This is a genomic window from Tundrisphaera macrotermitis, assembly GCF_051175315.1.
Lineage (GTDB): Bacteria > Planctomycetota > Planctomycetia > Isosphaerales > Isosphaeraceae > Tundrisphaera.
The window spans coordinates 4,498,360-4,518,640 of sequence record NZ_CP195100.1; the positions used below are offsets into that span (position 1 = coordinate 4,498,360).

Sequence of the window (20,281 nt, forward strand, 5' to 3'; positions counted from 1 at the left end):
CCGATCATACACCGGGGGTCGATGGCAGGGCGCCGTTGTTCCCCGGACTTCCGGCCGACCCGGCCGGGCGGATGAACGACTCGGCATGCTCGCGGAGGAGGCGGGCGGCGAGCGGGCCGTCCCCGGCCTCCAGGGCGTCGGCGATGGCGTCGTGGCTATGGGCGACCTTCAGGAGGTCGTGGTCCTCGCGCGAGACGGTGAGCCGGATCCTCGCTTCGAAGCCGAGCGAGTCCCAGGCCCGGAGCAGGACGGAGTTGCCCGCCGCCTTCACGATCGAGCGGTGGAAGTCGAGGTTGTGCCGGGAGTAGGCCTCGCGATCCCCGGCCCGGGCCGCCGCGTGGATGCCCTCCAGGGCCTGGCGCATGGGGCCGGGTTCGGCGGAGAGCCGGGCCGCCGCCGGGATCGCCGCCGTCGCCTCCAGGACGCCCCGGACCCGGTACGCCTCGTCGGTCTCCCGGCCGCAGACCTCGCGGACGTAGGTTCCGCGATAGGGGCGGCACTCCACCATCCGCATCATCTCCAGCTCGCGCAGGGCCTCGCGCACCGGCGCCTGGCTGGTCGCGAATTCCGCCGCGATCCGCAGCTCCACCAGCCGCGTGCCCGGCACGATCGCCCCCGAGAGGATCCGCTCGGCGAGCACGCGCCGGATGCGATCGCTCATGCAGTCCCGTTCCATCCCGCCTCCGGCAACGCAGCCGACCCGCCGCCGGTCGATGCGATCTCGGTCGCAAAAGGCACGAAGCTTCGGTCATGGCCCACGCCGGCCATTTCCGATGATTGTCCAATCGTAGGGGAATCGCCAAATCCCCCGGACGGATTTCCGATCGATCATTCGAAGTTGCGAACTTATCTTCTAATCTTCCCGCGAGGCGGAGTCCATGCCCCAGTCCCCGATCCCCGACGGGATGCACGCGGTGACGCCCTATTTAATCGTCCCCCGGGCCGCCGCCCTGATCGCGTTCCTGGCCGAGGCCTTCGGCGCCGTCGAGGCCTTCCGGGTCGAGCGCCCGGACGGGCTCATCCGGCACGCATCGCTGAAGTTGGCCGACTCCACGATCGAGCTGGCCGACGCCAGCGACGCCTACCCGGCCATGCCGTGCGCCCTGCACCTCTACGTCGCCGACGCCGACGCCACCTTCCGCGCCGCCCTGGCCGCCGGCGCCACCGCGACCCAGGAGCCGTACGACGCCTTCTATGGCGATCGCGAGGCCGGCATCATCGACCCGTCCGGCAACCATTGGTTCATCGCCACCCGACAGGAAACCCTCTCCGAGGCGGAGATGGCCGCGCGGGTCGATGCCATGCTGAAGCAGGGACGGCCGGGGGGCTGAGCCGGGGCCTTCCACCGGATGCCGGCCGGGGCGAGGGGCGGGCCTCGGCCGGGGCCCTGCGCAAGGGAAAACCCCGGGGCTGCCGGGGTTTTCGCCCGCTCGCGAGGATCGACCAGGCCCTGTTACTTGGAGTCGGCCTTGGACGATTTCTTCTCGTTCTTCATGACGAACATGAGCTGCTTTTCCTTGGTCTTGAACTCGGTCGGCGTCTCGCCGCCGGGCAGGGCATAGATCAGCTTGACGGTGTCGCCGTCCTTCTCGATCAGCCCCTTGGCCACGGTCTCATCCCCCTTGCCGGTGGTGTAGGGGGTGATCTTGCTCTTCATGACGATCGTCCAGGGCTTCTTGCTGGAGTCGATCTTGTAGGTCTGGGCGTAGACTTCCTTCTTCTCTTTGTCGAGGACCACGATGGCGTCCTCGGCGAATCGGACGGTCGTCCCCTCGATCCGCTCGGCGGGCTCCTTCTCGCCGAACTTCTCGCCGGCCACGATCGTGTAGCCGCCGATCAGCTCGGCCGGGGCGTGGCTGTCGTTCTTGACCACCACCTTCTTCTCGTCGTCCGCGAAGGCCGCCGAGCCGAGCGTCAGCAGGGTGGCGAGGCCCAGAGTCCAGGTCGTCCGCGTCATGGTCGTGCTCTCCCGGGCGGAAGGGGCCGCATGGGTTGCGGCCGACGTGCATCATGAGGCAAGTCTGATGCCATCATCCGTCCGTGCCCACGCCCGGCCGGTCGGCCCGGTTCAGGGCCTCGACGCGGGCCGCGTCGTGGAGGGCCTTGATCTCGGCGTCGCTCAGGGCTCGATCGAACACGGCGAGGCCGCCGAACCGCCCCTTGGTCGCCTCCTTGAGCATCGAGCCGACCGCGTGGCGGGCCCCTACGGTGAAGTCGGACCCGCCCCGAGGCTTGACGGTTGCATGCCGGGCGGGGTCGTAGCGGAAGATCCCCCGGCCGTGGAAGTACGGATTCATGCCCCGGTCGCCGCCGCCGGGGCCTTCGGCGGTGAAGTAGCGGTCGGTACGCTTATCCCTGGCCGGGTCGAGCGGGCGGGGCTCCAGCACGCCGTCGATGTAGGCCCGGATGAACCGGCCATCGTAGGTGAACGCCAGCGTGCACCAGCGTCCCTCGGGGACCTCGGCGCGGGTCGCGGCGTAGTCGGCGCACCAGGGGAGGGGGGAGCCGTCGGCGCGGCGGGTCACGCCCCCTTCGCTGGAGATGTGCGGGGTCAGTTGCCGGGGGCCGCCGTAGGTCGGCATGTTCATCAGCAGGGCATACTGACGCGTGCCCGAGTCGTCGTTCGCCCCTTGCCCCTCGGTCCACATCCCGGCGATGGTCCGGCTCTGCTTGAGGTCCACCACCCGCACCGCCGCGAACATCGACACCTGGGCCTCCGGCCCCGAGATGTCGAGGTCGCCGGCCTCGGCGTAGGGGATGCGGAAGTAGTGCTTGCCGTCCAGCTCGGCCGCGAGCCCGGAGAACGGCCCGCCCTCGACCCGGGGGATCGGCCCGCCGACCTCGACGAGCGGGTGCGCCTCCTTCGTGCCGGACGAGACGCGGGGCTGCCCGGCCTCCTCGCCGAACGCCCAGAACGCCACCAGCCCGGGGGTCCGCTCGACCACCCGGCGGTCGCCGACCGGCTCGGCCCCGGGGCAGGTCCCGAGCCATGCGACGATCAGGGCCGAGGGGACGGCGATGGCTCTTCCGAATCGCGTTCGCATCGATGGATCCTCGATCGGCCCGGCGGTTCGCCGCGAAATTTCCGCGTCCCCATTCGACACGAACCGTGCGGTTTTGCGTAGAGATCACCGGAAGCAACGCGACACGGGGACGTGGACAAGATCGACGGGATCAACATGGCCCGATGGGCCAAGGTCGGACTGCGATGCGACGTTTCCTGCTGGCGGGCGCGGTGATGTTCGGGGCGATCGGCGGCATCGGGGCCCCGGCCCAGGCGCAGTACGGACGGCCGCCCGGCTCCTATCCCGCCCCCTCGTGGAATCATGGCGGGGGCTACGGAGGCGGCTGGAACCACGGCGGCAAGCCTCATGGCGGGGGATACGGCGGCGGGTATCACGGCGGCGGGTATGGCGGGGGATACGGCGGATATCATGGCGGGTCGCAATACGTCGGCCACGGCGGGTATGTGTACAACCGCCCCGGCGACGGCCGGCCCCCGGTCTACAACCGGCCCGGAGACGGGCTTCCGCCGCTGCCGGCCCAGCGACTGCCCAACGGCCAGTACCTCGTCAATCAGCCCGGCGATGGACTCCCCCCGTTCGTGGTCGGACGCCCCCGATATTGAGCCTTGACGGCCAGGACCCCGGCACGCAGCGGGCGGCGGGCCGGGGCCGAGGTTGCCGACCCGGGCGGGATCCTGGTAAGACGGACCCATGAGCGACCCCGCCCCCGACAAGCCCGCCCGCCGCCCGCGCTATCGCGGCCCGAACCCCCGGCAGTTCCGCGAGAAGTACAAGGAACTCCGCCCGGACGCCCACGCCGACGACGTGGCCAGGGTGGTGGCGCGGGGCCAGACGCCCGCCGGCACCCACCGGCCGATCATGGTCGCGGAGATCCTCGCCGGGCTCGCCCCCCGGCCCGGCGAGGTCGCCGTGGACTGCACCCTGGGCCACGCCGGGCACGCCCTGGCGCTGCTCGAAGCCGTGATGCCGGGCGGCAAGCTCCTGGGGATCGACGCCGACCCGATCGAGCTGCCCCGGGCCGAGGCCCGGCTCCGCGCCTCCGGCGTGCCCGACGGGGCGGTCGTCGTCGCCCGGATGAACTACGCCGGCCTGGCGCGGTTCGTCGCGGCCGAGGCCCCCGGCGGGGCCGACGTGATCCTGGCCGACCTCGGCCTCTCGTCGATGCAGATCGACGACCCGGCCCGGGGCTTCACCTTCAAGGCCGACGGCCCGCTCGACATGCGGATGAACCCGGAGAAGGGGGCCTCGGCCGCCGCCCTCCTGTCCCGGCTCGACACCCCCGGCCTCGCCCGGATCCTGTCCGAGAACGCCGACGAGCCCCGCGCCTCCGCGATCGCCTCGGCCATCCTCGCCGCCCGACCGCTGACCACCACCCGCGCCCTGGCCGGCGCCGTCCGGTCTGCCTTCTCCAGGGCGGATGGCCGGCCCGGCGGCCCGGCCGACGACGCCGTGCGCCGGGCCTTCCAGGCGATCCGGATCGCCGTCAACGACGAGTTCGCCGGCCTGGAGACGCTCCTCCGCGTCCTCCCCTCGTGCCTCAAGCCGGGCGGCCGCGTGGCGATCCTCTCGTTCCACTCGGGCGAGGATCGCCGGGTCAAGGCGGCGTTCAAGGAGGGGCTGCAATCCGGCGCCTACGCCTCAATCTCGAAGGAGTTCCTCACGGCTTCGCCTGAGGAGCGCCGGTCCAACCCCCGCTCCTCCTCGGCCAAGCTGCGGTTCGCGACCCGCAGCGGCCTCGGATCCTAGGATCGATCCTGGAAGAACGTGATCTGGTAATCCAGGTCATCGCTCAAGTCTTCATCCTCGGGGAACCAGACGACGACCGCACGGCCGGGAAATTCGGCCCGCAATTTGGTCCCCCACATGGATTGAAGGACCTTGCCCAGGTGCATGATTTGGGCACGAGAGGGGGGGGACTGATCGAAGATGTCCAGGATATGCCGATGATTGATGACGGATTCGACCCGCGTCCGATCCCCGTTCGACGATTCCATGCAGTGTTGATAATTGTCCGGATCGAAGCCATCGGCCAGGAACAGGCAGCCATCGTGCTCGACGAAATCCGGCCAGAATAGCTGAGAGTATGCGATGGCCTGGCCCGCGGTGCCGGCCCACTGGATCCAGTCGAGCGCGGTGTGATCCGGCTCCCAGGTGACGGCTTCGGCCTCCGGGACCAGTTCAAGCAACCGATCCCGATCCCATTGCGCCATGTCGGCCTCCCTCGCTTTTGCCCGGAGTCAAAGGCCCTTGCGGGCCTCGGCGAGGTCGTTGCGGAGTTGTTCGAGGACCTCGGGGTGGTCCTTGGCGACGTTGGTCCGCTCGCCGGGGTCGGCGTCGAGGTCGTAGAGCTGGGGAGCGGGGTCGTTGCCGGTTTCGGTGTTGGTGTTCGCGGTGATCTTGGGGCCATTGCCGGCCGGGATGAACTTCCACTTGCCGCGCCGGACGGACAGGGCATTGCCCTGCTCGATGAGGGTGTCGCGGCCCTTGGGGTCTTCGCCGAGGAGGGCGGGCAGGACGTTGTGGCCGTCGGGGGCGGTGGGGACGGGGTCGGTCTGGCCGACCAAGGCGGCGAAGGACGGGAGGAAATCGATCTGGCAGACCAGGGCATCCGAGACGCCCGGCTTGACCCGGCCCGGCCAGCGGACGATGAACGGGACCCGGGTGCCCCCCTCGAACTTGCTGTACTTGCCGCCGCGATAGGGGCCGGCCGGGCGGTGGTCGCCCAGCTTGGCCACCGCGTCGTCGCGATAGCCGTCGTCGACGACCGGGCCGTTGTCGCTGGTGAACAGGACCAGGGTGTTGTCCGCGAGGCCGTTCTGGTCGAGGGCCTTGAGCACCTCGCCCACTGACCAGTCGAACTCGACGATCGCATCGCCGCGCGGGCCCATCCCACTCTTGCCCGCGAACCGGGGGTGCGGGACCCGGGGGACGTGGACGTCGTGGGTGGCGAAGTAGAGGAAGAACGGCTTCGCCTTGTTCCGGCCGATGAACCCGACCGCCTCGCGGGTGAAGGTGTCGGCCATCTCGGCGTCGGTCCACAGGGCCGACTTGCCCCCCTTCATGTAGCCGATCCGGCTGACCCCGTCGACGATCGCCATGTCGTGCCCGTGGCTGGGGTGGACGCGCAGCAGTTCGGGGTTGGCCTTGCCGGTCGGCTCGCCGGGGATCGGCTTGCCGTACCGGACCTCGATCGGGTCGGCCGGGTCGAGGCCGACGACGCGGCGATCCTTGACGTAGACGCAGGGGACGCGGTCCCCGGTCGCCGCCATGATGAAGCTCTCGTCGAAGCCGACTTCCAGAGGGCCCGGCTTGATCTCGCCGTTCCAGTCGAGCGTGCCGTCGCCCAGCCCCAGGTGCCACTTGCCCACGACGCCGGTGCGGTAGCCGGCCTGGCGCATCACGCCGGCCAGGGTCTTGCGGCCGGGCTCGATGATCAGGCTGGCGTCGCCGGGCAGGATGCCGGTGTTGGGCTTGCGCCAGGGGTACTCCCCGGTCAGCAGGGCGTAGCGGGAGGGGGTGCAGGTGGCCGACGAGGCGTGGGCGTCGGTGAACCGGAGGCCCTGGGCGGCCAGGCGGTCGATGTTCGGGGTCAGGCCGGGCCGGGCCCCCTGGCAACCGATGTCGCCGAAGCCCAGGTCGTCCGCATAGATGATGACGACATTGGGCGTGGCCGCCGGGGCCTCGCAGGCGAGCATCCCCAGCCACCACGCCACCGCCGCGACGCCGAACGATCGAGACATCCGATCACGCTCCGGAACGGACCACCGTCACGCCCCGGGGCGACCTCAGCGCTTCACCAGGCAGACGCGCTGCATGTCCCGCAAGTTCAGGTGGATCCAGGCCTTGTTGAGTTTCAACCGGCGGGCCATCGCGATCAACCCGCGTTGGATGGCCGGCACCTTGGTCATCACGCCGAGGTTATACGCCAGCCGGTCGATGGTCAATGAGCGGCCGACGTAGTCGAGGCGGACCAGGTCGAATCCGGCCTTGGTGTAGGCCTTGCGGAGGCTGTCGGTGGTGAAGAAGTAGATGTGCCCGTCGCAGCTCACGCTCCGCTCGCGGCGGCCGAGGAGCTTGAAGTTGGGGGTGTCGTAGCGGGGCGTCTCCATCACCAGGTGGCCGCCCGGCTTGAGGATCCGGTGGATCTCCGAGAGCGTGCCGACCGGGTCGGGCAGGTGCTCGATCACGTGGAGCATGACCACGACGTCGGCGGACTCGTCGGGGAGGTCGGCCGCCTCCAGGGTGGTCGGGATGGTCGGCAGGCCCAGCCTCTGGGTGGCGACCCGGCAGCCGTCGCGGTCGGGGTCGACGCCCAGGACGTCCCAGCCGTCCTCCTTGAACGCCTGGAGCAGGAACCCCATGCTGCTGCCCAGCTCCACGAACTTCCCGCGATTGGGGTGGAGTTCGTTGAGCAGTTTCCGGCTCCGGGTGAAGTCGCGGATCTGGAGCTGTTCCTTCTCGAAACGCTGCGGCACCTGGGCGGTCAGGTCCCAGTTGAGGTCCTCGGGGCCCGTCTCCAGGCGGACCTGATCGACGTTGACGCGGGGGCTGGCGTACATCAGGCCGCAGTGGTTGCAGCGGACGATGCCGTTGATCTGGGCGACGCCCGGCTCGAACACGACCGTGGCGTCGTCGGCGCCGCAGACGTTGCAGGGGACGTTGCCGGTGAGGGTACTCTTGGCGGGATTCATGTCCGTGGAGATCGTCGTCATGGGTGTGGGGGTCCCGTCCTGATGGTCCGGCGAATCGCCGCGCCTCGCGGGCGGCGCCTGTTTCGAGTCTTCGCGACGATCCCGCCGGCCGGGGCCCGCCCTGCCGGCTCATCCGGGGGATCGGGGCGGGGGCCGGGCGCGGCCGCGGCCGCCTCAGACCGGCAGGCTTTCCTCGGCCGGCTGCATCTGGATCTGGGTCACCATCGGCCGGCCCTGGTTCTTGAGCAGGTTCAGGCCCATCTTGACCTTGTCGCCGATCGTCTTCTGCGACAGGCAGGTGTAGAGGCACAGCTTGTCGCAGGCGATGGTCTCCTTGCGGATCTTCTGCGCCTTCTCGCCGTACCAGATGTCCCGGGCCGACGTGTCCTTGATGTTGCCGATCGAGGGGTAGAAGAAGCAGACCTCGACGTCGCCGTTGGTGCGGATGAAGAAGTCGCGCATCCCGACGCGGCAGGGCATCACCTCGGGCGGGGCGCTCTCCTCGCGGAAGTGGGGGACCAGCAGCGAGATCACCAGCTCCGAGTTCATGATCGGCTCGCCGGCCCGCTTCAGGCGGATCATCTCGTCGGCGACCTTCTGCAGCTCGTCGTGCTCATCCTTCTCGACCCACAGCTCGTCGTAGGTCTCCGGCGTCCAGCGGTCCAGCGGCTGGAAGTTCAGCAGGCTGGCGCCGACCTTCTTGGTCCACTCGACCATCTCGGGCAGGTACTTGTAGTTGTTCTTGCCGACCGTGCTCTTGATGATGATCGGGAAGTCCAGCCCCTTCTTGTCGCGCTCCTCGCGGAGGTACTGGATGCCGTCGCTCAGCTTCTTGAACAGGCCCGGCCAGCCGCGGACGTAGTCGTGGACCTCGGCGTACGGGGCGTCCACCGACACGCACACGTTGAACGGTTGGGCCTCCACCAGGCGGGCGGCGTTCTTGCGGTTCAGGGCCGACCCGTTGGTCGTCACGCCGCTGTGGATGCCGTTCTTGTGGCAGAACATCATCAGGTCGAGGAAGCCCGGCTTGATCATCGGCTCGCCGCCGCTGAAGCTGATCGAGAACGTGCCGACGAAATCCTTGATGCTCAGCAGCGCGTTCTGCCACTGCTCGATCGTCATCTCGTCCTTGTACTTCGGCAGCCTCCAGTACTCGCAATAGCGGCACTTGACGTTGCAGCGCTCGTTCACCAGCCCGTAGAAGGTCACCGGCTTGGTGATGTCCGTGCCGCCCTTCAGGTACAGCTCCTCGGCGAAGTGGCTATAGGTATGCTTCAAGGCCAGCCGCGCCAGGGTCGAGACTTTCATATCGCGAAGCTCCAAGGTCGAGAGGGATGATCGAGGGTGCGATGGAACAGGAGAACATATCTATAATACTATGCGGCAATCCCGGTCAAGGAGACGCGGGAGGGGGCCGGGCCGTCCCAGGTCGCTCGGTTCGGGCGCATCGAAGGGGCCTGCTCCTGGGATCAGACTAGGTTACGGGAGCCGCCTTCGGTCGTGACGATCCCGCAATTACGCCGCCGGATGGGGGAAGGCGGATGGGGCGGGGCCCGCCGAGAAGATGGCGGGGGAGAGCCGGTTGGGCCGGGATCGCCCGGGGGGAACCGGGGCGAGGGCGCCGCGACGGGTCGTGTCCCGCGGGGAAGCGGGCGGGATGGGGCTCATGGATGGGGCAGATCGGGCCAAGTTCGAGGGGCTCCGCCCTGGGGTTCGCATCGAAACGGAACAGGGCCGGAACATCTTTGCCTATTCTTTATGTCTTCATTCCGTTCATCGCGGCCGGCCCGCCCGTACTAGTGGACTGCAAATTCCCGCGTTTTGCAAGGGGTGATCCCGAGGAGTCGGCGGTTTTGGGCCGGCCCCCCGGGTCGAAATCCCGCCGGGATGTTGAGAAATTCAAACAGCGGGGAGACACTCCCCCGGGCTCACTGGGCGGCCGATCCCCGGGCCGCGGCCAGCCGGGTCCAGCCGTAGCGGAACAGGTTTCGGGCGTCGGCGTATCGGGCGTCGGTGGTCGGCGCCCCCAGGATCACGACGATCAGGTGGCCGTCGCCCCGATGGCCGGAGGCGACCAGGCAGTTGCCGGCGGCGGTGGTGGTGCCGGTCTTCACGCCGTCGTAGCCCTCGGTGCCCAGCAGGCGATTGGTGTTGGTCCAGACCACGTTGCGCGTCTTGCCGTCGGCCGAGGTCGGGGCATAGCCGTGCTTCGGGGTGTTGACCACCCGGGCGAAGATCGGGTTGCGCAGGCCGACGCTGGCCAGCTTCGCCAGGTCGCGGGCGCTGGCGTGGTGGTCGGCGACCGGGAGCCCGTGGGGGTTGCCGAAGTGGGTCTCCTTCATCCCCAGCTCGGCGGCGACCCGGTTCATCTCCGCGACGAAGCGGGGCACGGGGTTGGCCTCATCGGGGGCGGATTCCGGCGGGGCGCACCGGGCCCCGAAGTGCTCGGCGAAGGCGGTGGCGGCGTCGTTGCCCGACGGGAGCATCAGTCCGTAGAGCAGCTCGCCCACCGGAAGCTTCTCCCCGGCCTTGATCCCCGAGGTCGAGCCCGGGGTCCGGTCGGCCCGCTCGGAGAAGGTGACGATCTCGTCGAGCACCTTGGAGTCCTTCTCGGCGAACCGGGCGACGATCAGGGCGGTCATCATCTTGGTGGTGCTGGCCATCTCCACCGGCTTGTCGGCGGCGCCGCCCCAGAGCAGCTCGCCGGTCTTGCCGTCGCAGATCGCCCAGGTCGGGGCCAGCACGGCGGGCGGCCCGTCCAGGGGCTCGGCCGGCTTGCGAGGGATGACCTCGGCGTTGACCACCTCCGGGGGGGGCAGGGTGGGCTCGGCTTCCGGCGGGGGCGGCGGCCCGAGCGCCTTGCGGGTCGCGGCGTCGGCCACGCCGGTCGGCGGCAGCCCCCTGGACCTCTGGAACCGGATCACCGCGTTCTTGGTCCCCTCGCCGAAGTCGCCGTCGACGTCGATCCTGGTCGCGCCGGGCTGGGCGTTCAGGGACCGCTGGAGCTTCTCGACTTCATCGCCGTCGTCGCCCGGCTTGAGGGCGGGGGGCGGCTGCTGCGCACGGGCCACGGCCGGCGAGCCGAGGGCGAGCAGGGCGGCGAGGAAGAACCGGGATCGGGCGGCGGAAGATGGGGCGGGTCGAGTCATGCGATTCACTCGGAGGGAAGGAGGCGGGGCTTCGGGCCGCGACGGTCGGGGCGGCCCGGCCCGCGGGGACGGATGGCGGGAAACGCGGGGTTTCCTCCCCCGTTTTACGCGATCGGGGCCGCGGTGGGAATCATCCGGCAGCGGGCGCCCCCCGGCGAATCGGGGCGGGCCATTGCTTCCGGCATCGGCACCGCTACATTCGACGTTCCCAACCCCTCTCCCTCCCGCAAGGACATCCCGATGAGTCGCGGCGCGAGAATCCTGCTCGGCGTTTTCTTCGTGTTCTGCGCGGTCTGCTTCCTGGCCATCGCCGCGGCGATCGGCCCGATGATGATCCCCTTCGCCCTGTTCTGCGGCGTGGCGGCCGTCGCCTGCCTCTCGCCGGGCAGCCATCCGGTCACCATCCGCATCCTCGGGGCGACGGTCTTCCTCCTCTGCCTGCTCTACCTGGGCAGCACCCTCCGCAAGCCGATGGCGCGGGCCGAGCACCGGCCCAACAGCAAGGTCCCGGCGATCGTGTACGGCCTGGCCTGCTTCGTGACCATCGGCCTCCCGGCCGGCTATGCCGCCGCCACCGGCCGATACCCCGGCTGGGGCCGGGGGGCGGAGGCCTTCGGCGCGAAGAAGAAGCGGAAGAAGAAACGGCCGGCGGGCGGCGTCGCCAGCACCTCCCCGGCCTATCCGCGCCGGCCGTGACGCCGGGGCAGGCCCGGAGGGATCACGCGAGTTCTTCGATGGCCCGACTCCGACCCGGCGGGCCGGAGTCGGGCCTCGCTCGCGCGGGGCGTGTCGACCGATCGGTGACGCGGTCAATCCGGCCCGAGAATCATTTCTGTGCGTCAGGAGGCGTGGCTGGAGCGGGGGTGGCCATCGTGGGCGGGGTCGGAAGATCGAGGACATTAGACAACCGCACGTACTTCGAGCCATCCGGTGAATCGATGTTCTCGACGCCCACGGTCAGCCGGTCCTCGGGGCCGACGCTGAACATGGGCACCGCCGGATTGTTCGGGATGTCCAAATCGTAGCGAGTGCCGGCAGCGGCCTCCTCCGTGCTGAACCACCGCACGTAGTAGGAGTTTCCGTTCCGACGGGTCATCAGGAAGTATCCGCCGGATGGGGCGGTCCCCGTCGGTCGCGGCTTACCGTTGGGCTTGATCTCGACGACGGGCCGCCCGTTCGGCAACGGATCTCGCAGGGAAATGTCGAAGACGATGTCGGCCGGCTGCGGGGGGGCTGCGGGCGGCCGGCAGCCGGTTGCGAGGACGGCGAGTGTCAGGATGAATCCTCGGGAGATTGTCGTGCTCAAAGGCCACCTGTGGGGGGGAAAAAGAGAGAACATCGGTCGAGAGGGCCGACCGCGGCGCATGGGCCCGTGATCCAATCAGAGCAGCCCGGTGGTCTCGGGCAATCCCCTCAGGAGGTTGTAGTTCTGGACCGCCACGCCGGACGCCCCTTTGACCAGATTGTCCAGGCAGGCGAGGATCACGACCCGACCGCGCACGACCTTGACGCAGATGTCGCAGAAGTTGGAGAAGGCGGAGTCCTTCACGCTCGGCGGCTGGTCGACCACGCGGACGAACGGGCTGTCGGCGTAGAACGAGCGATAGAGTGCGACGAGGTCGGCCTCGGTGACGGCCACTTTCGGCTTGGCATGGATCGTGGCGTGGATGCCGCGGTCGATGGGGGCGAGGTGGGGGGTGAAGATGACCTCCACCGGGTCGCGGCCGTCGCGGGCATGGCCGACGTCGGAGAGGACCTGGTCGATCTCCGGCGTGTGGCGATGGCGGCCGACGTTGTAGGCGGTGATGTTCTCGTTGGCCTCCGGGAAGTGGAGGTTGGCCTTGGGCACGCGCCCGGCCCCGGAGATCCCGCTGTAGGCGTCGATGATGATGCCCGACCGCTCGACCTTGTCCTCGGCGATCAAGGGGGCCAGGGCCAGGATGCTGGTCGAGGTGTAGCAGCCGGGGTTGGCCACCAAGTTGGTGGACGGGATCACGTTGCGGTACAGCTCGGGCAGGCCGTAGACGGCGGCGTCCATCCCCTCGGCGTCGGTGTGGTCGTGGCCGTACCACTCCTTGTAGACGGCGGCGTCCTTGAGCCGGTAGTCGGCGCTCAGGTCGATGACCCGGACGCCGTTGCGGATCAGGGCCGGCGTGACCGCCAGGCTGGCGGTGTGGGGCAGGGCGAGGAACGCCACCGAGGCCGCCTCGGCCACCCGGTCGGCGTCGAACGGCTCGCAGGCCAGGTCGATCCTCCCGTTCAGGCTGGGATGCAGCGCCGCGACCCGGGGGGCCTCGTCCGACCGCGAGGTGGCCACGGTGATCCTGGCATCCGGGTGGCCGAGCAGGATCCGGATCAGCTCGCGCGACGCATACCCCGACGCACCCACGATCGCAACGCCCGTCTTCACGCCGACCCTCCCACCGCCGGCCCGGGAGATGTCCTCCCCGACCGGGCGAAAACCACGACCCAGCCCAGCCACGCGATCGCCGAGATCAGCAACCCCGCCCGCGCGGCCCTTCCATCATACCGGAGACGCAGCGTCGTCCACCCCGGTTCGCCCGCAGAGGCGACCCATATCCACCCCCCAGGGGCCCGAGATACCGAGGCCGGCCGCTCCCCCGACGGGCCGACCCAGGTCGCTTCCCACTCGGGATCGAAGGTCCGGGCGATCAGGACCGGGCCCGGCGCCCCGTCCAGGTCGACCTCGAACCGCTCGGGCGATTCGGCCCGCGAGGGCAGGGGAGACCCGCCGGAAACCCGTTCGGCCAGCGTCGCCCCCGACAGATCCCCATCTTTGGCCTCGGCCCGGAGCCGCCAGGCCCGCGCCGGCCGGTCGAGCGGGACGTCGATCGCGAACGCCTCCGCATGCGCCGATCGGGCCAGGTCGACCCCGTACAACCAGCCGGCCAGGGCCGGGTCGCGGATCGTCTCGGCGCGGGCGGGGTCGGCCCAGGCGTCGGGCGGGTTGCCCTGCTCGAACGGGCCGAGGACGCGGACCCCGATGCCGGCGGCCCGCAATGCCTCGGGCGACTTGCCGCTCCCGGCCTGAGCCAGGAGGGCGTCGGGCCGGGGCAGGTCGAGCGTCCGATACGACCGGGCCGGGGCTACGCCGACCGCCTGGAACAGGTTCTGGGCCGGGTCCAGCGACAACGTCCCGCGCGGCTCCTTCGCCAGCCGGGCCAGGACCGGGCTCTGCTCGGCCAGCCGCCGGATCGGCCCCAGGTCGAACGGCCGTTGCCGGGACAGCCAGGCCGACTCCGCCCCGGCCAGCACGATGAGCGTCAAGGCCAGGGGACGCGGGCGGCCGGAGACGGCGGCGGCCACCACCAGCAGGGCCCCCAGCAGGACGGCCGTCCCGGCCAGTTCCTGCCGGTAGATCGCCCAGCGCTCCCCCTTCCAGGTCGGCGGCCGTTCCGGCGGGGGGAGGATGCCCTGCCGGGCCAGCGCGGACAGCACCCGGGCATCGGCCTGGGGCCGGTAAGCCTCGGCCACCAGCGCGGTGAAGCCGGGCGTCGCGGGCTCGCCGGCCCAGGGGAGCCGTCCCAGGGCGGCTTCGAACCCGCGGGCCAGCCGTGGGTCGGCCCCGGGCTTCGCGGCGATCAGGGCCAGTTCGAACACCAGCACCACCGCGACGATCAGCCCCGACGACCCCAGCGCGAACCGCGCCAGCGATCGGCCCGGACGGATCCAGCCGGGCAGGGCATCGAACCCCCGGCCCGCCAGCAACGCCAGCGCCAGGGCCGAGGCCAGCCCCCATCGCGCGGGGGCGCGGAAGAACGAGAACCCAGGCAGGCGGATCAGGGCGGAGAACCCGGGGACGTAGGGCCCGAGGCTCAGCACCGTGGTGGCGACGGCCACGACCAGCAACGCCCGCACGGCCGCATCCCCGCGCCAGCCCAGGCGGATCGCCCCGAAGGCCAGGAACAGGGGGATCAGGCCGATCGACGCCAGGTGCTCTTCGGGAGAAGCGTGGAACGGGTCCCAGGCCAAAGGCCTCCAGAGCGGCGATTGATGGAACAGCCCCGGGGCCACGTAGGTGACCAGGTGCAGCGGGCTGGCGGCGAACCCGGACAGGTACTCGAAGCCGCGATCCCCGCCCGAGAGCCTCGCCAGTTGATACGTCGGACCGAGCTGGCACGCCGCCAGCGGCAGCATCGCCGCCAGGGCCAGGAGGACGCCGACGGCGGCCCGACGCTCCCGCCGCAAGGAGGCCAACCCCAGGAGGACCACGCCGACCTCGGTGGTGAACGCCAGCTGGAAGTGCCCCGGCAAGACCTGGACCGCGAGCACCGCCGCCAGCAGGCACGGGGCGCGGCGCGATCGGCCCTCGCCGCGGATCGAGGCCCAGGCCAGGCCCCAGGCCCAGGGCATCCAGCTCCCGGTCGTGTAACCCCACTGGTGGGGCAGGTGGATCAGGAAGAAGCCGCAGGTCGCCCAGGCGAACCCGGAGAGGGCCGCCCCGGCGGTCGATGTGCCGAACCGCCGGGCGGCCCAGGCCGTCCCCATGGCGCCCCAGAGCGTGTGCAGGACCAGGCTGGCGACGTAGGCGTATTCGGTCGGTAACAGGCCATACAGGAGGAGGTGGGGCGGGTAGTAGACCCCCATCTGGCTCTCGGCCAGACCCGGGAAGCCGTAGCCCCACAGGTCATTCCAGAGCGGCCAGCGCCCCAACCGGATCGCGTCGCGGAGGGACGCCATCAGCCCCATCGAGAACTGGGTGGCATCGCCGCCGACCACCATCCGGCCCCCGAAGCCGATCGGCCAGAGCCAGGCGGCGACCCCGGCCAGCATGGCCAGGATCGGCGTGATCCGACGAAGCCGGCCGACTCCCCCAGGTCTCGTCACCGCGACTTCCCCTTTTCGACCACGATCGCCCGATCCTGAAGAGAATTCCTACAAATGGGGCTTCGCGGCCATCATGGCGACCGGGGCCCTCCGCCATCGCGGGGCGTCGGCCAGAATTTTGAAAGCAAGGTGATGTCGATGCTTGCGGCGAGAGGTGGCGGGTTCATCCGGAGTCCGAAGCTCTTTGGCACTCGGGATGCTTATCCCTACTCGCATCGGCCGCCACGGTCGGCCAAGCCCGTCCCTCACTCAGGGAGGAGTGGAACATGTTAGTGCTGAGCCGGAAGCAGGGTCAACGGTTCCAGGTGGGCACCGACATCCGCGTGACGATCGTGAAGATCGACCGCAACTCGATCCGGATCGGGATCGAGGCCCCGGACGACGTGACGATCCGCCGCGAGGAGATCGCCGTCCTCCCGTTCGACCCGCCCGTCCCGTCCGAGGCCGAGGCCGTCGCGACGGCCTGACCCCCCGGGCCCGGCCCATCAAGGCTGGGCGGGATAGGCGGGCCAGTCGAGCGCCTCGCGGATCCGCAGGCAGACGGCGAGCACCGCGCCCAGGTCATCGAGCCGGAGCGCGTTGGGGCCGTCGGACAACGCCTTGTCGGGGTCCGGGTGGACCTCCAGGAACAGGGCATCGCACCCGGCCGCCACGGCCGCCCTGGACAGGTAAGGAACCATCTCCCGCTCGCCGCCCGTGGCCGTGCCGCCCGCGCCGGCGGAGGGCAACTGCACCGAGTGGGTCGCGTCGAACACCACCGGCGCCCCGGTCGCCTGCATCTGAGGGATGGCGCGGAAGTCGTTGACCAGCCGGCCATAGCCGAACGTGGTCCCGCGCTCGGTCAGCATCACCCCGGCTGCGCCGTCGCCGGTCACCTTGGCCACCACGTTGGTCATGTCCCACGGGGCCATGAACTGCCCCTTCTTCACGTTGAGCGGACGGCCCGTCGCGGCGGCGGCCTCCAGCAGGTCGGTCTGGCGCGCCAGGAATGCCGGGATCTGGAGCAGGTCGACCACCTCGGCGATCGGCTTCGCCTGGTGCGACTCGTGGACGTCGGTGGTCACCGGCAGCCCGGTCTCGGCCTTGATCCGCTCGAAGACCCGCAGCCCTTCCTCCAGCCCCGGGCCTCGGAAGCTGCTCTTGCTGGTGCGGTTGGCCTTGTCGAACGAGGCCTTGAAGATCAGGGGGATGTCGAGATCGCCGCAGATTGTGACGAGCCGATCGGCGATCACCCTGGTCAGGTCGTTCGGCTCCATCACGCACGGGCCGCAGATCAGGGCCAGGGGGCGGCCTCGGCCGATCGTGACCGGGCCGACGGAGACGGGGTTCGCGGGGGGCATCGGGACTCCTTTCCGGGACGAGACTTCGGCCGGCCATCCGGACCGGCCCCAGGCTACGGGCCGCCGGCCCCGGCGTCAACCGGGGCCGGGGCGGCCCGCCGGGGCTCAGGCTTGGAACCGCCAGGCCGCGACCTTCGGCGTGAACCAGGGATTGCCGACACGGACGACCGGGGGCAGCGAGCCGGCCTGATCCGTGAGCGGGAGCAGGATCGCATCCTTCCCGGAGATCGCGACGGCCGCCGCCGGGGCGGGGGCGACGGCCACCGCGTCGACCAGCGCCGTGTTGTCCCCCCCACGGCTGTTCAGCCCCTGGAAGGTGATCGTGTGCGAACCGGCACCCACCGTGAACGTCGCCGTCCGGTACGCCTGGAACGACGACGACGACGGCGCGAACACCCCCACCTCCACCCCGTCCACCAGCACCCGGAAGTCCTGGTCGCCCGCGTACGACCGCTTCGCCGCCGCGAACGAGATCGTGTAGCTGCCCGCCGCCCAACCGGCCACCGACTGGCTCATCGAGCCGCCGTTCTGCAGGAACGCGAACTGCGAGCCGTCGGGCGTCGGCGAGCCCGCCGCGATCCCCGAGCCGTTGCGGGCCACCCCGCCGCCGTTGGCGAAGCCCCACGCCGAGCCCGCCGGGCCGTAGGCGTAGCCCGGGCCGCCCAGGGACGCCTGCTCGAAGCCGCCGTCTCCCAACGCCGGCGCCCCCGACGACGGCGGGGCCGCCGAGGCGACGGCCACCGCGTCGACCAACGCCGTGTTGTCCCCACCCCGGCTGTTCAGCCCCTGGAAGGTGATCGTGTGCGAACCGGCACCCACCGTGAACGTCGCCGTCCGGTACGCCTGGAACGACGACGACGACGGCGCGAACACCCCCACCTCCACCCCGTCCACCAGCACCCGGAAGTCCTGGTCGCCCGCGTACGACCGCTTCGCCGCCGCGAACGAGATCGTGTAGCTGCCCGCCGCCCAACCGGCCACCGACTGGCTCATCGAGCCGCCGTTCTGCAGGAACGCGAACTGCGAGCCGTCGGGCGTCGGCGAGCCCGCCGAGATGCCCGAGCCGTTGCGGGCCACCCCCCCGCCGTTGGCGAAGCCCCACGCCGAGCCCGCCGGGCCGTAGGCGTAGCCTGGGCCGCCCAGGGACGCCTGCTCGAAGCCGCCGTCTCCCAACGCCGGCGCCCCCGACGACGGCGGGGCCGCCGAGGCGACGGCCACCGCGTCGACCAACGCCGTGTTGTCCCCACCCCGGCTGTTCAGCCCCTGGAAGGTGATCGTGTGCGAACCGGCACCCACCGTGAACGTCGCCGTCCGGTACGCCTGGAACGACGACGACGACGGCGCGAACACCCCCACCTCCACCCCGTCCACCAGCACCCGGAAGTCCTGGTCGCCCGCGTACGACCGCTTCGCCGCCGCGAACGAGATCGTGTAGCTGCCCGCCGCCCAACCGGCCACCGACTGGCTCATCGAGCCGCCGTTCTGCAGGAACGCGAACTGCGAGCCGTCGGGCGTCGGCGAGCCCGCCGAGATGCCCGAGCCGTTGCGGGCCACCCCCCCGCCGTTGGCGAAGCCCCACGCCGAGCCCGCCGGGCCGTAGGCGTAGCCCGGGCCGCCCAGGGACGCCTGCTCGAAGCCGCCGTCGCCCAACGCCGGCGCCCCGGGCGTGGGGATCGGGGTGCCGGACAGCCCGGCGATGACCAGGTTCGCCTTCGGCGACCCGAGGCCGGTCACGACGTCATACCCGACCTTGGCCGACCCGGCCCCGTTACTCCCGGTGGTGATGTCGTGGAAGCTGCTGCGCGGGAGCTGGTAGAGCATCGGCAGCGTCTGCGACGGCCCGTCGAGCGAGGCGAGGCCATTCAGGGCGCGGCCCTGGTTGGCGATGGCGATCAGCGAGGACCAGATCGGTGCGGAGACGCTGGTGCCGCCCACCGAGGACCAGGGGTTGACCGTGCCGTTGTTGAACGAGTCGTACACCGCGACCCCGGTGGCGGGGTCGGCGACCAGCGAGACGTCCGGGCTCTGCCGGAAGGCCCCGGCGACGTCCGCATTCTGATAGCTCGGCTTCGTCGAATACTGGCTGGTGCCACCGCCGCTGCCCGACCAGCCCGTCTCGCCCAGATAGTTGTTGCTCGCGTCCACGGTGAGCCGCGTCCCGCCGATGCCGAGCACGCGATTCGACGAGGCCGGGTAGCTGATCACGCCGTAGTCGCCCGAGGACGCGACGAAGGTGACGCCCGCGTGGCCGGCCGGCGTGACGAACTTGGCGTCGCCGAACGTGCCGGTCTGCCCGGACCATTCGCCCGAGCCGAAGCTCATGGAGATCACCGAGACCCCGGGCTGGCCGGCCATGTATTGCGCCGTGTCGAACAGGTCCACCACCGAGGCGGAATGGGCCGACGCCAGGATGATGTTGGCGGCCGGGGCCATGGCGTGGGCCCACTGGACGTCGAGCGCGATCTCCAGGGCCCAGTCGCTCGGCGCCGTGGGGGGCGGGGTGCCGTCCACGACCTGCTTGTAGATCGTGAACGAAGGCGGGGCGGGCAGGCCGAAGGCCCGATTGAATTGATCGAGGTCGTTGACGATGTTGGGATTGTCGTAGGCGTTCAGGATCACGATCGTCTGGCCGGCCCCGTCGCCGACGATGCCGCCGGCCAGGTACGCCTGATCGAACCCGTAGGCCTTGGAGATCTGGTCCGGCCGGAACCCCTGCGGGGAGGCCGAGCCCATCGGGCTGACCAGCGTGGTCCCCGACCCGTCGGCCATCGTCGTGGCGCTGGGGGTCGCATACGGGGTCGCGACCTCCGGGCGGGGTGTCGAACCGACCGAGAACTCGACCACGGAGGTCGGGAACGGGGCCCCGACGATCGCCCGGGCCTCGGGCAAGGCCCCCCCGGCCACCGACAGCATCACCCGGTCGTCGAGATGGTCGAAGGCCGGCCGGGCCCGGCGGCGACGCTGAACCTGGACGGCCGGACGGGGGGCCCGCGTGAGGCTGAACATGGGGACGCTCCGGGTGCGATGCTCGGGAAGGGGGACGCAGATCCCGACGATCCGCGCGCAGGGCACCGGCCGGGGCCGGACGAGCCCTGGCGAAACGGTCCCGACCGTCGGACAGCCAACCTAACTCATCGAGGCGAGGGCAGAAGGCGACGGGGAGGAGAGATGGCCCGGCGGGAAGGGTCTTGCCGGGCCGCACCATGATAGTGACGCCGCTCATCCCA

At 70.6% G+C, this 20,281-nt stretch carries 18 protein-coding genes; 5 read left to right on the forward strand and 13 right to left on the reverse strand.

The genetic code is table 11. The features are described 5' to 3' along the window. Positions 1–4: 4 nt before the first annotated feature. Positions 5–661, reverse strand: coding sequence for a GntR family transcriptional regulator (locus TA3x_RS18130; protein ID WP_435016066.1), 657 nt, complete (start codon positions 659–661; stop codon positions 5–7). A 217-nt stretch (positions 662–878) separates the two neighbouring features. Between TA3x_RS18130 and TA3x_RS18135 the strand changes: the two genes are divergently transcribed. Continuing rightward, positions 879–1,331 carry a VOC family protein gene (locus TA3x_RS18135; RefSeq protein ID WP_435016067.1) on the forward strand — a complete coding sequence of 151 codons (453 nt, stop codon included), beginning with the start codon at positions 879–881 and terminating at the stop codon, positions 1,329–1,331. A gap of 122 nt (positions 1,332–1,453) precedes the next feature. Here the strand turns inward: TA3x_RS18135 and TA3x_RS18140 are convergent, their stop codons facing one another. Further along, positions 1,454–1,957 carry a TIGR03067 domain-containing protein gene (locus TA3x_RS18140; RefSeq protein ID WP_435016068.1) on the reverse strand — a complete coding sequence of 168 codons (504 nt, stop codon included), beginning with the start codon at positions 1,955–1,957 and terminating at the stop codon, positions 1,454–1,456. Positions 1,958–2,030: 73 nt separating this feature from the next. Further along, entirely contained in the window at positions 2,031–3,044 is a 1,014-nt protein-coding gene (locus TA3x_RS18145; protein WP_435016069.1) for a hypothetical protein, read from the reverse strand. A 164-nt stretch (positions 3,045–3,208) separates the two neighbouring features. Between TA3x_RS18145 and TA3x_RS18150 the strand changes: the two genes are divergently transcribed. Beyond that, a complete protein-coding gene (locus TA3x_RS18150) occupies positions 3,209–3,628 on the forward strand; it encodes a hypothetical protein (protein WP_435016070.1) in 420 nt (139 codons plus the stop codon). A gap of 88 nt (positions 3,629–3,716) precedes the next feature. Next, the gene (gene rsmH / locus TA3x_RS18155) at positions 3,717–4,772 is read left to right on the forward strand and encodes a 16S rRNA (cytosine(1402)-N(4))-methyltransferase RsmH (RefSeq protein ID WP_435016071.1); all 1,056 of its coding nucleotides are present in this window, start codon (positions 3,717–3,719) and stop codon (positions 4,770–4,772) included. Here the strand turns inward: rsmH and TA3x_RS18160 are convergent. From TA3x_RS18160 to TA3x_RS18180, 5 genes are all read right to left on the reverse strand, one after another. Continuing rightward, positions 4,769–5,236, reverse strand: coding sequence for a hypothetical protein (locus TA3x_RS18160; RefSeq protein ID WP_435016072.1), 468 nt, complete (start codon positions 5,234–5,236; stop codon positions 4,769–4,771). The genes rsmH and TA3x_RS18160 overlap by 4 nt on opposite strands. A 27-nt stretch (positions 5,237–5,263) precedes the next feature. Then, positions 5,264–6,766 carry a sulfatase family protein gene (locus TA3x_RS18165; RefSeq protein WP_435016073.1) on the reverse strand — a complete coding sequence of 501 codons (1,503 nt, stop codon included), beginning with the start codon at positions 6,764–6,766 and terminating at the stop codon, positions 5,264–5,266. 45 nt (positions 6,767–6,811) lie between these two features. Continuing rightward, entirely contained in the window at positions 6,812–7,738 is a 927-nt protein-coding gene (locus TA3x_RS18170; RefSeq protein ID WP_435016074.1) for a class I SAM-dependent methyltransferase, read from the reverse strand. Positions 7,739–7,891: 153 nt separating this feature from the next. Next, positions 7,892–9,025 carry a radical SAM/SPASM domain-containing protein gene (locus TA3x_RS18175; RefSeq protein WP_435016075.1) on the reverse strand — a complete coding sequence of 378 codons (1,134 nt, stop codon included), beginning with the start codon at positions 9,023–9,025 and terminating at the stop codon, positions 7,892–7,894. A gap of 620 nt (positions 9,026–9,645) precedes the next feature. Beyond that, positions 9,646–10,866 carry a peptidoglycan-binding protein gene (locus TA3x_RS18180; protein WP_435016076.1) on the reverse strand — a complete coding sequence of 407 codons (1,221 nt, stop codon included), beginning with the start codon at positions 10,864–10,866 and terminating at the stop codon, positions 9,646–9,648. 240 nt (positions 10,867–11,106) lie between these two features. Between TA3x_RS18180 and TA3x_RS18185 the strand changes: the two genes are divergently transcribed. Beyond that, a complete protein-coding gene (locus tag TA3x_RS18185; RefSeq protein WP_435016077.1) occupies positions 11,107–11,562 on the forward strand; it encodes a hypothetical protein in 456 nt (151 codons plus the stop codon). A 130-nt stretch (positions 11,563–11,692) separates the two neighbouring features. On the opposite strand, the gene TA3x_RS18190 is transcribed toward TA3x_RS18185, so the two are convergent. The 3 genes from TA3x_RS18190 to TA3x_RS18200 all read right to left on the reverse strand — a co-directional run bounded on the left by TA3x_RS18190 (position 11,693) and on the right by TA3x_RS18200 (position 15,714). After that, positions 11,693–12,172, reverse strand: coding sequence for a hypothetical protein (locus TA3x_RS18190; RefSeq protein ID WP_435016078.1), 480 nt, complete (start codon positions 12,170–12,172; stop codon positions 11,693–11,695). A gap of 75 nt (positions 12,173–12,247) precedes the next feature. Continuing rightward, positions 12,248–13,276 carry an N-acetyl-gamma-glutamyl-phosphate reductase gene (gene argC / locus TA3x_RS18195; RefSeq protein WP_435016079.1) on the reverse strand — a complete coding sequence of 343 codons (1,029 nt, stop codon included), beginning with the start codon at positions 13,274–13,276 and terminating at the stop codon, positions 12,248–12,250. Next, positions 13,273–15,714 carry a hypothetical protein gene (locus tag TA3x_RS18200; RefSeq protein ID WP_435016080.1) on the reverse strand — a complete coding sequence of 814 codons (2,442 nt, stop codon included), beginning with the start codon at positions 15,712–15,714 and terminating at the stop codon, positions 13,273–13,275. The genes argC and TA3x_RS18200 overlap by 4 nt, the downstream gene beginning before the upstream one ends. 266 nt (positions 15,715–15,980) lie before the next feature. On the opposite strand from TA3x_RS18200, the gene TA3x_RS18205 reads away from it, so the two are divergent. Beyond that, entirely contained in the window at positions 15,981–16,181 is a 201-nt protein-coding gene (locus tag TA3x_RS18205) for a carbon storage regulator (protein WP_435016081.1), read from the forward strand. Between the two features lie 18 nt (positions 16,182–16,199). Here the strand turns inward: TA3x_RS18205 and kdsA are convergent, their stop codons facing one another. Next, on the reverse strand, positions 16,200–17,054 hold the full coding sequence (kdsA, locus tag TA3x_RS18210) for a 3-deoxy-8-phosphooctulonate synthase (RefSeq protein WP_435016082.1): 855 nt from the start codon (positions 17,052–17,054) through the stop codon (positions 16,200–16,202). 105 nt (positions 17,055–17,159) lie between these two features. Next, positions 17,160–20,060, reverse strand: coding sequence for a hypothetical protein (locus tag TA3x_RS18215; protein ID WP_435016083.1), 2,901 nt, complete (start codon positions 20,058–20,060; stop codon positions 17,160–17,162). Positions 20,061–20,281 lie beyond the last annotated feature (221 nt).

Bases quoted from the DNA above. Each gene is read 5' to 3' on its own strand.
- TA3x_RS18130 (WP_435016066.1), bottom strand. From the start codon at position 661: ATGAGCGATCGCATCCGGCGCGTGCTCGCCGAGCGGATCCTCTCGGGG.
- TA3x_RS18135 (WP_435016067.1), top strand. From the start codon at position 879: ATGCCCCAGTCCCCGATCCCCGACGGGATGCACGCGGTGACGCCCTAT.
- TA3x_RS18140 (WP_435016068.1), bottom strand. From the start codon at position 1,957: ATGACGCGGACGACCTGGACTCTGGGCCTCGCCACCCTGCTGACGCTC.
- TA3x_RS18145 (WP_435016069.1), bottom strand. From the start codon at position 3,044: ATGCGAACGCGATTCGGAAGAGCCATCGCCGTCCCCTCGGCCCTGATC.
- TA3x_RS18150 (WP_435016070.1), top strand. From the start codon at position 3,209: ATGCGACGTTTCCTGCTGGCGGGCGCGGTGATGTTCGGGGCGATCGGC.
- rsmH (WP_435016071.1), top strand. From the start codon at position 3,717: ATGAGCGACCCCGCCCCCGACAAGCCCGCCCGCCGCCCGCGCTATCGC.
- TA3x_RS18160 (WP_435016072.1), bottom strand. From the start codon at position 5,236: ATGGCGCAATGGGATCGGGATCGGTTGCTTGAACTGGTCCCGGAGGCC.
- TA3x_RS18165 (WP_435016073.1), bottom strand. From the start codon at position 6,766: ATGTCTCGATCGTTCGGCGTCGCGGCGGTGGCGTGGTGGCTGGGGATG.
- TA3x_RS18170 (WP_435016074.1), bottom strand. From the start codon at position 7,738: ATGACGACGATCTCCACGGACATGAATCCCGCCAAGAGTACCCTCACC.
- TA3x_RS18175 (WP_435016075.1), bottom strand. From the start codon at position 9,025: ATGAAAGTCTCGACCCTGGCGCGGCTGGCCTTGAAGCATACCTATAGC.
- TA3x_RS18180 (WP_435016076.1), bottom strand. From the start codon at position 10,866: ATGACTCGACCCGCCCCATCTTCCGCCGCCCGATCCCGGTTCTTCCTC.
- TA3x_RS18185 (WP_435016077.1), top strand. From the start codon at position 11,107: ATGAGTCGCGGCGCGAGAATCCTGCTCGGCGTTTTCTTCGTGTTCTGC.
- TA3x_RS18205 (WP_435016081.1), top strand. From the start codon at position 15,981: ATGTTAGTGCTGAGCCGGAAGCAGGGTCAACGGTTCCAGGTGGGCACC.
- kdsA (WP_435016082.1), bottom strand. From the start codon at position 17,054: ATGCCCCCCGCGAACCCCGTCTCCGTCGGCCCGGTCACGATCGGCCGA.
- TA3x_RS18215 (WP_435016083.1), bottom strand. From the start codon at position 20,060: ATGTTCAGCCTCACGCGGGCCCCCCGTCCGGCCGTCCAGGTTCAGCGT.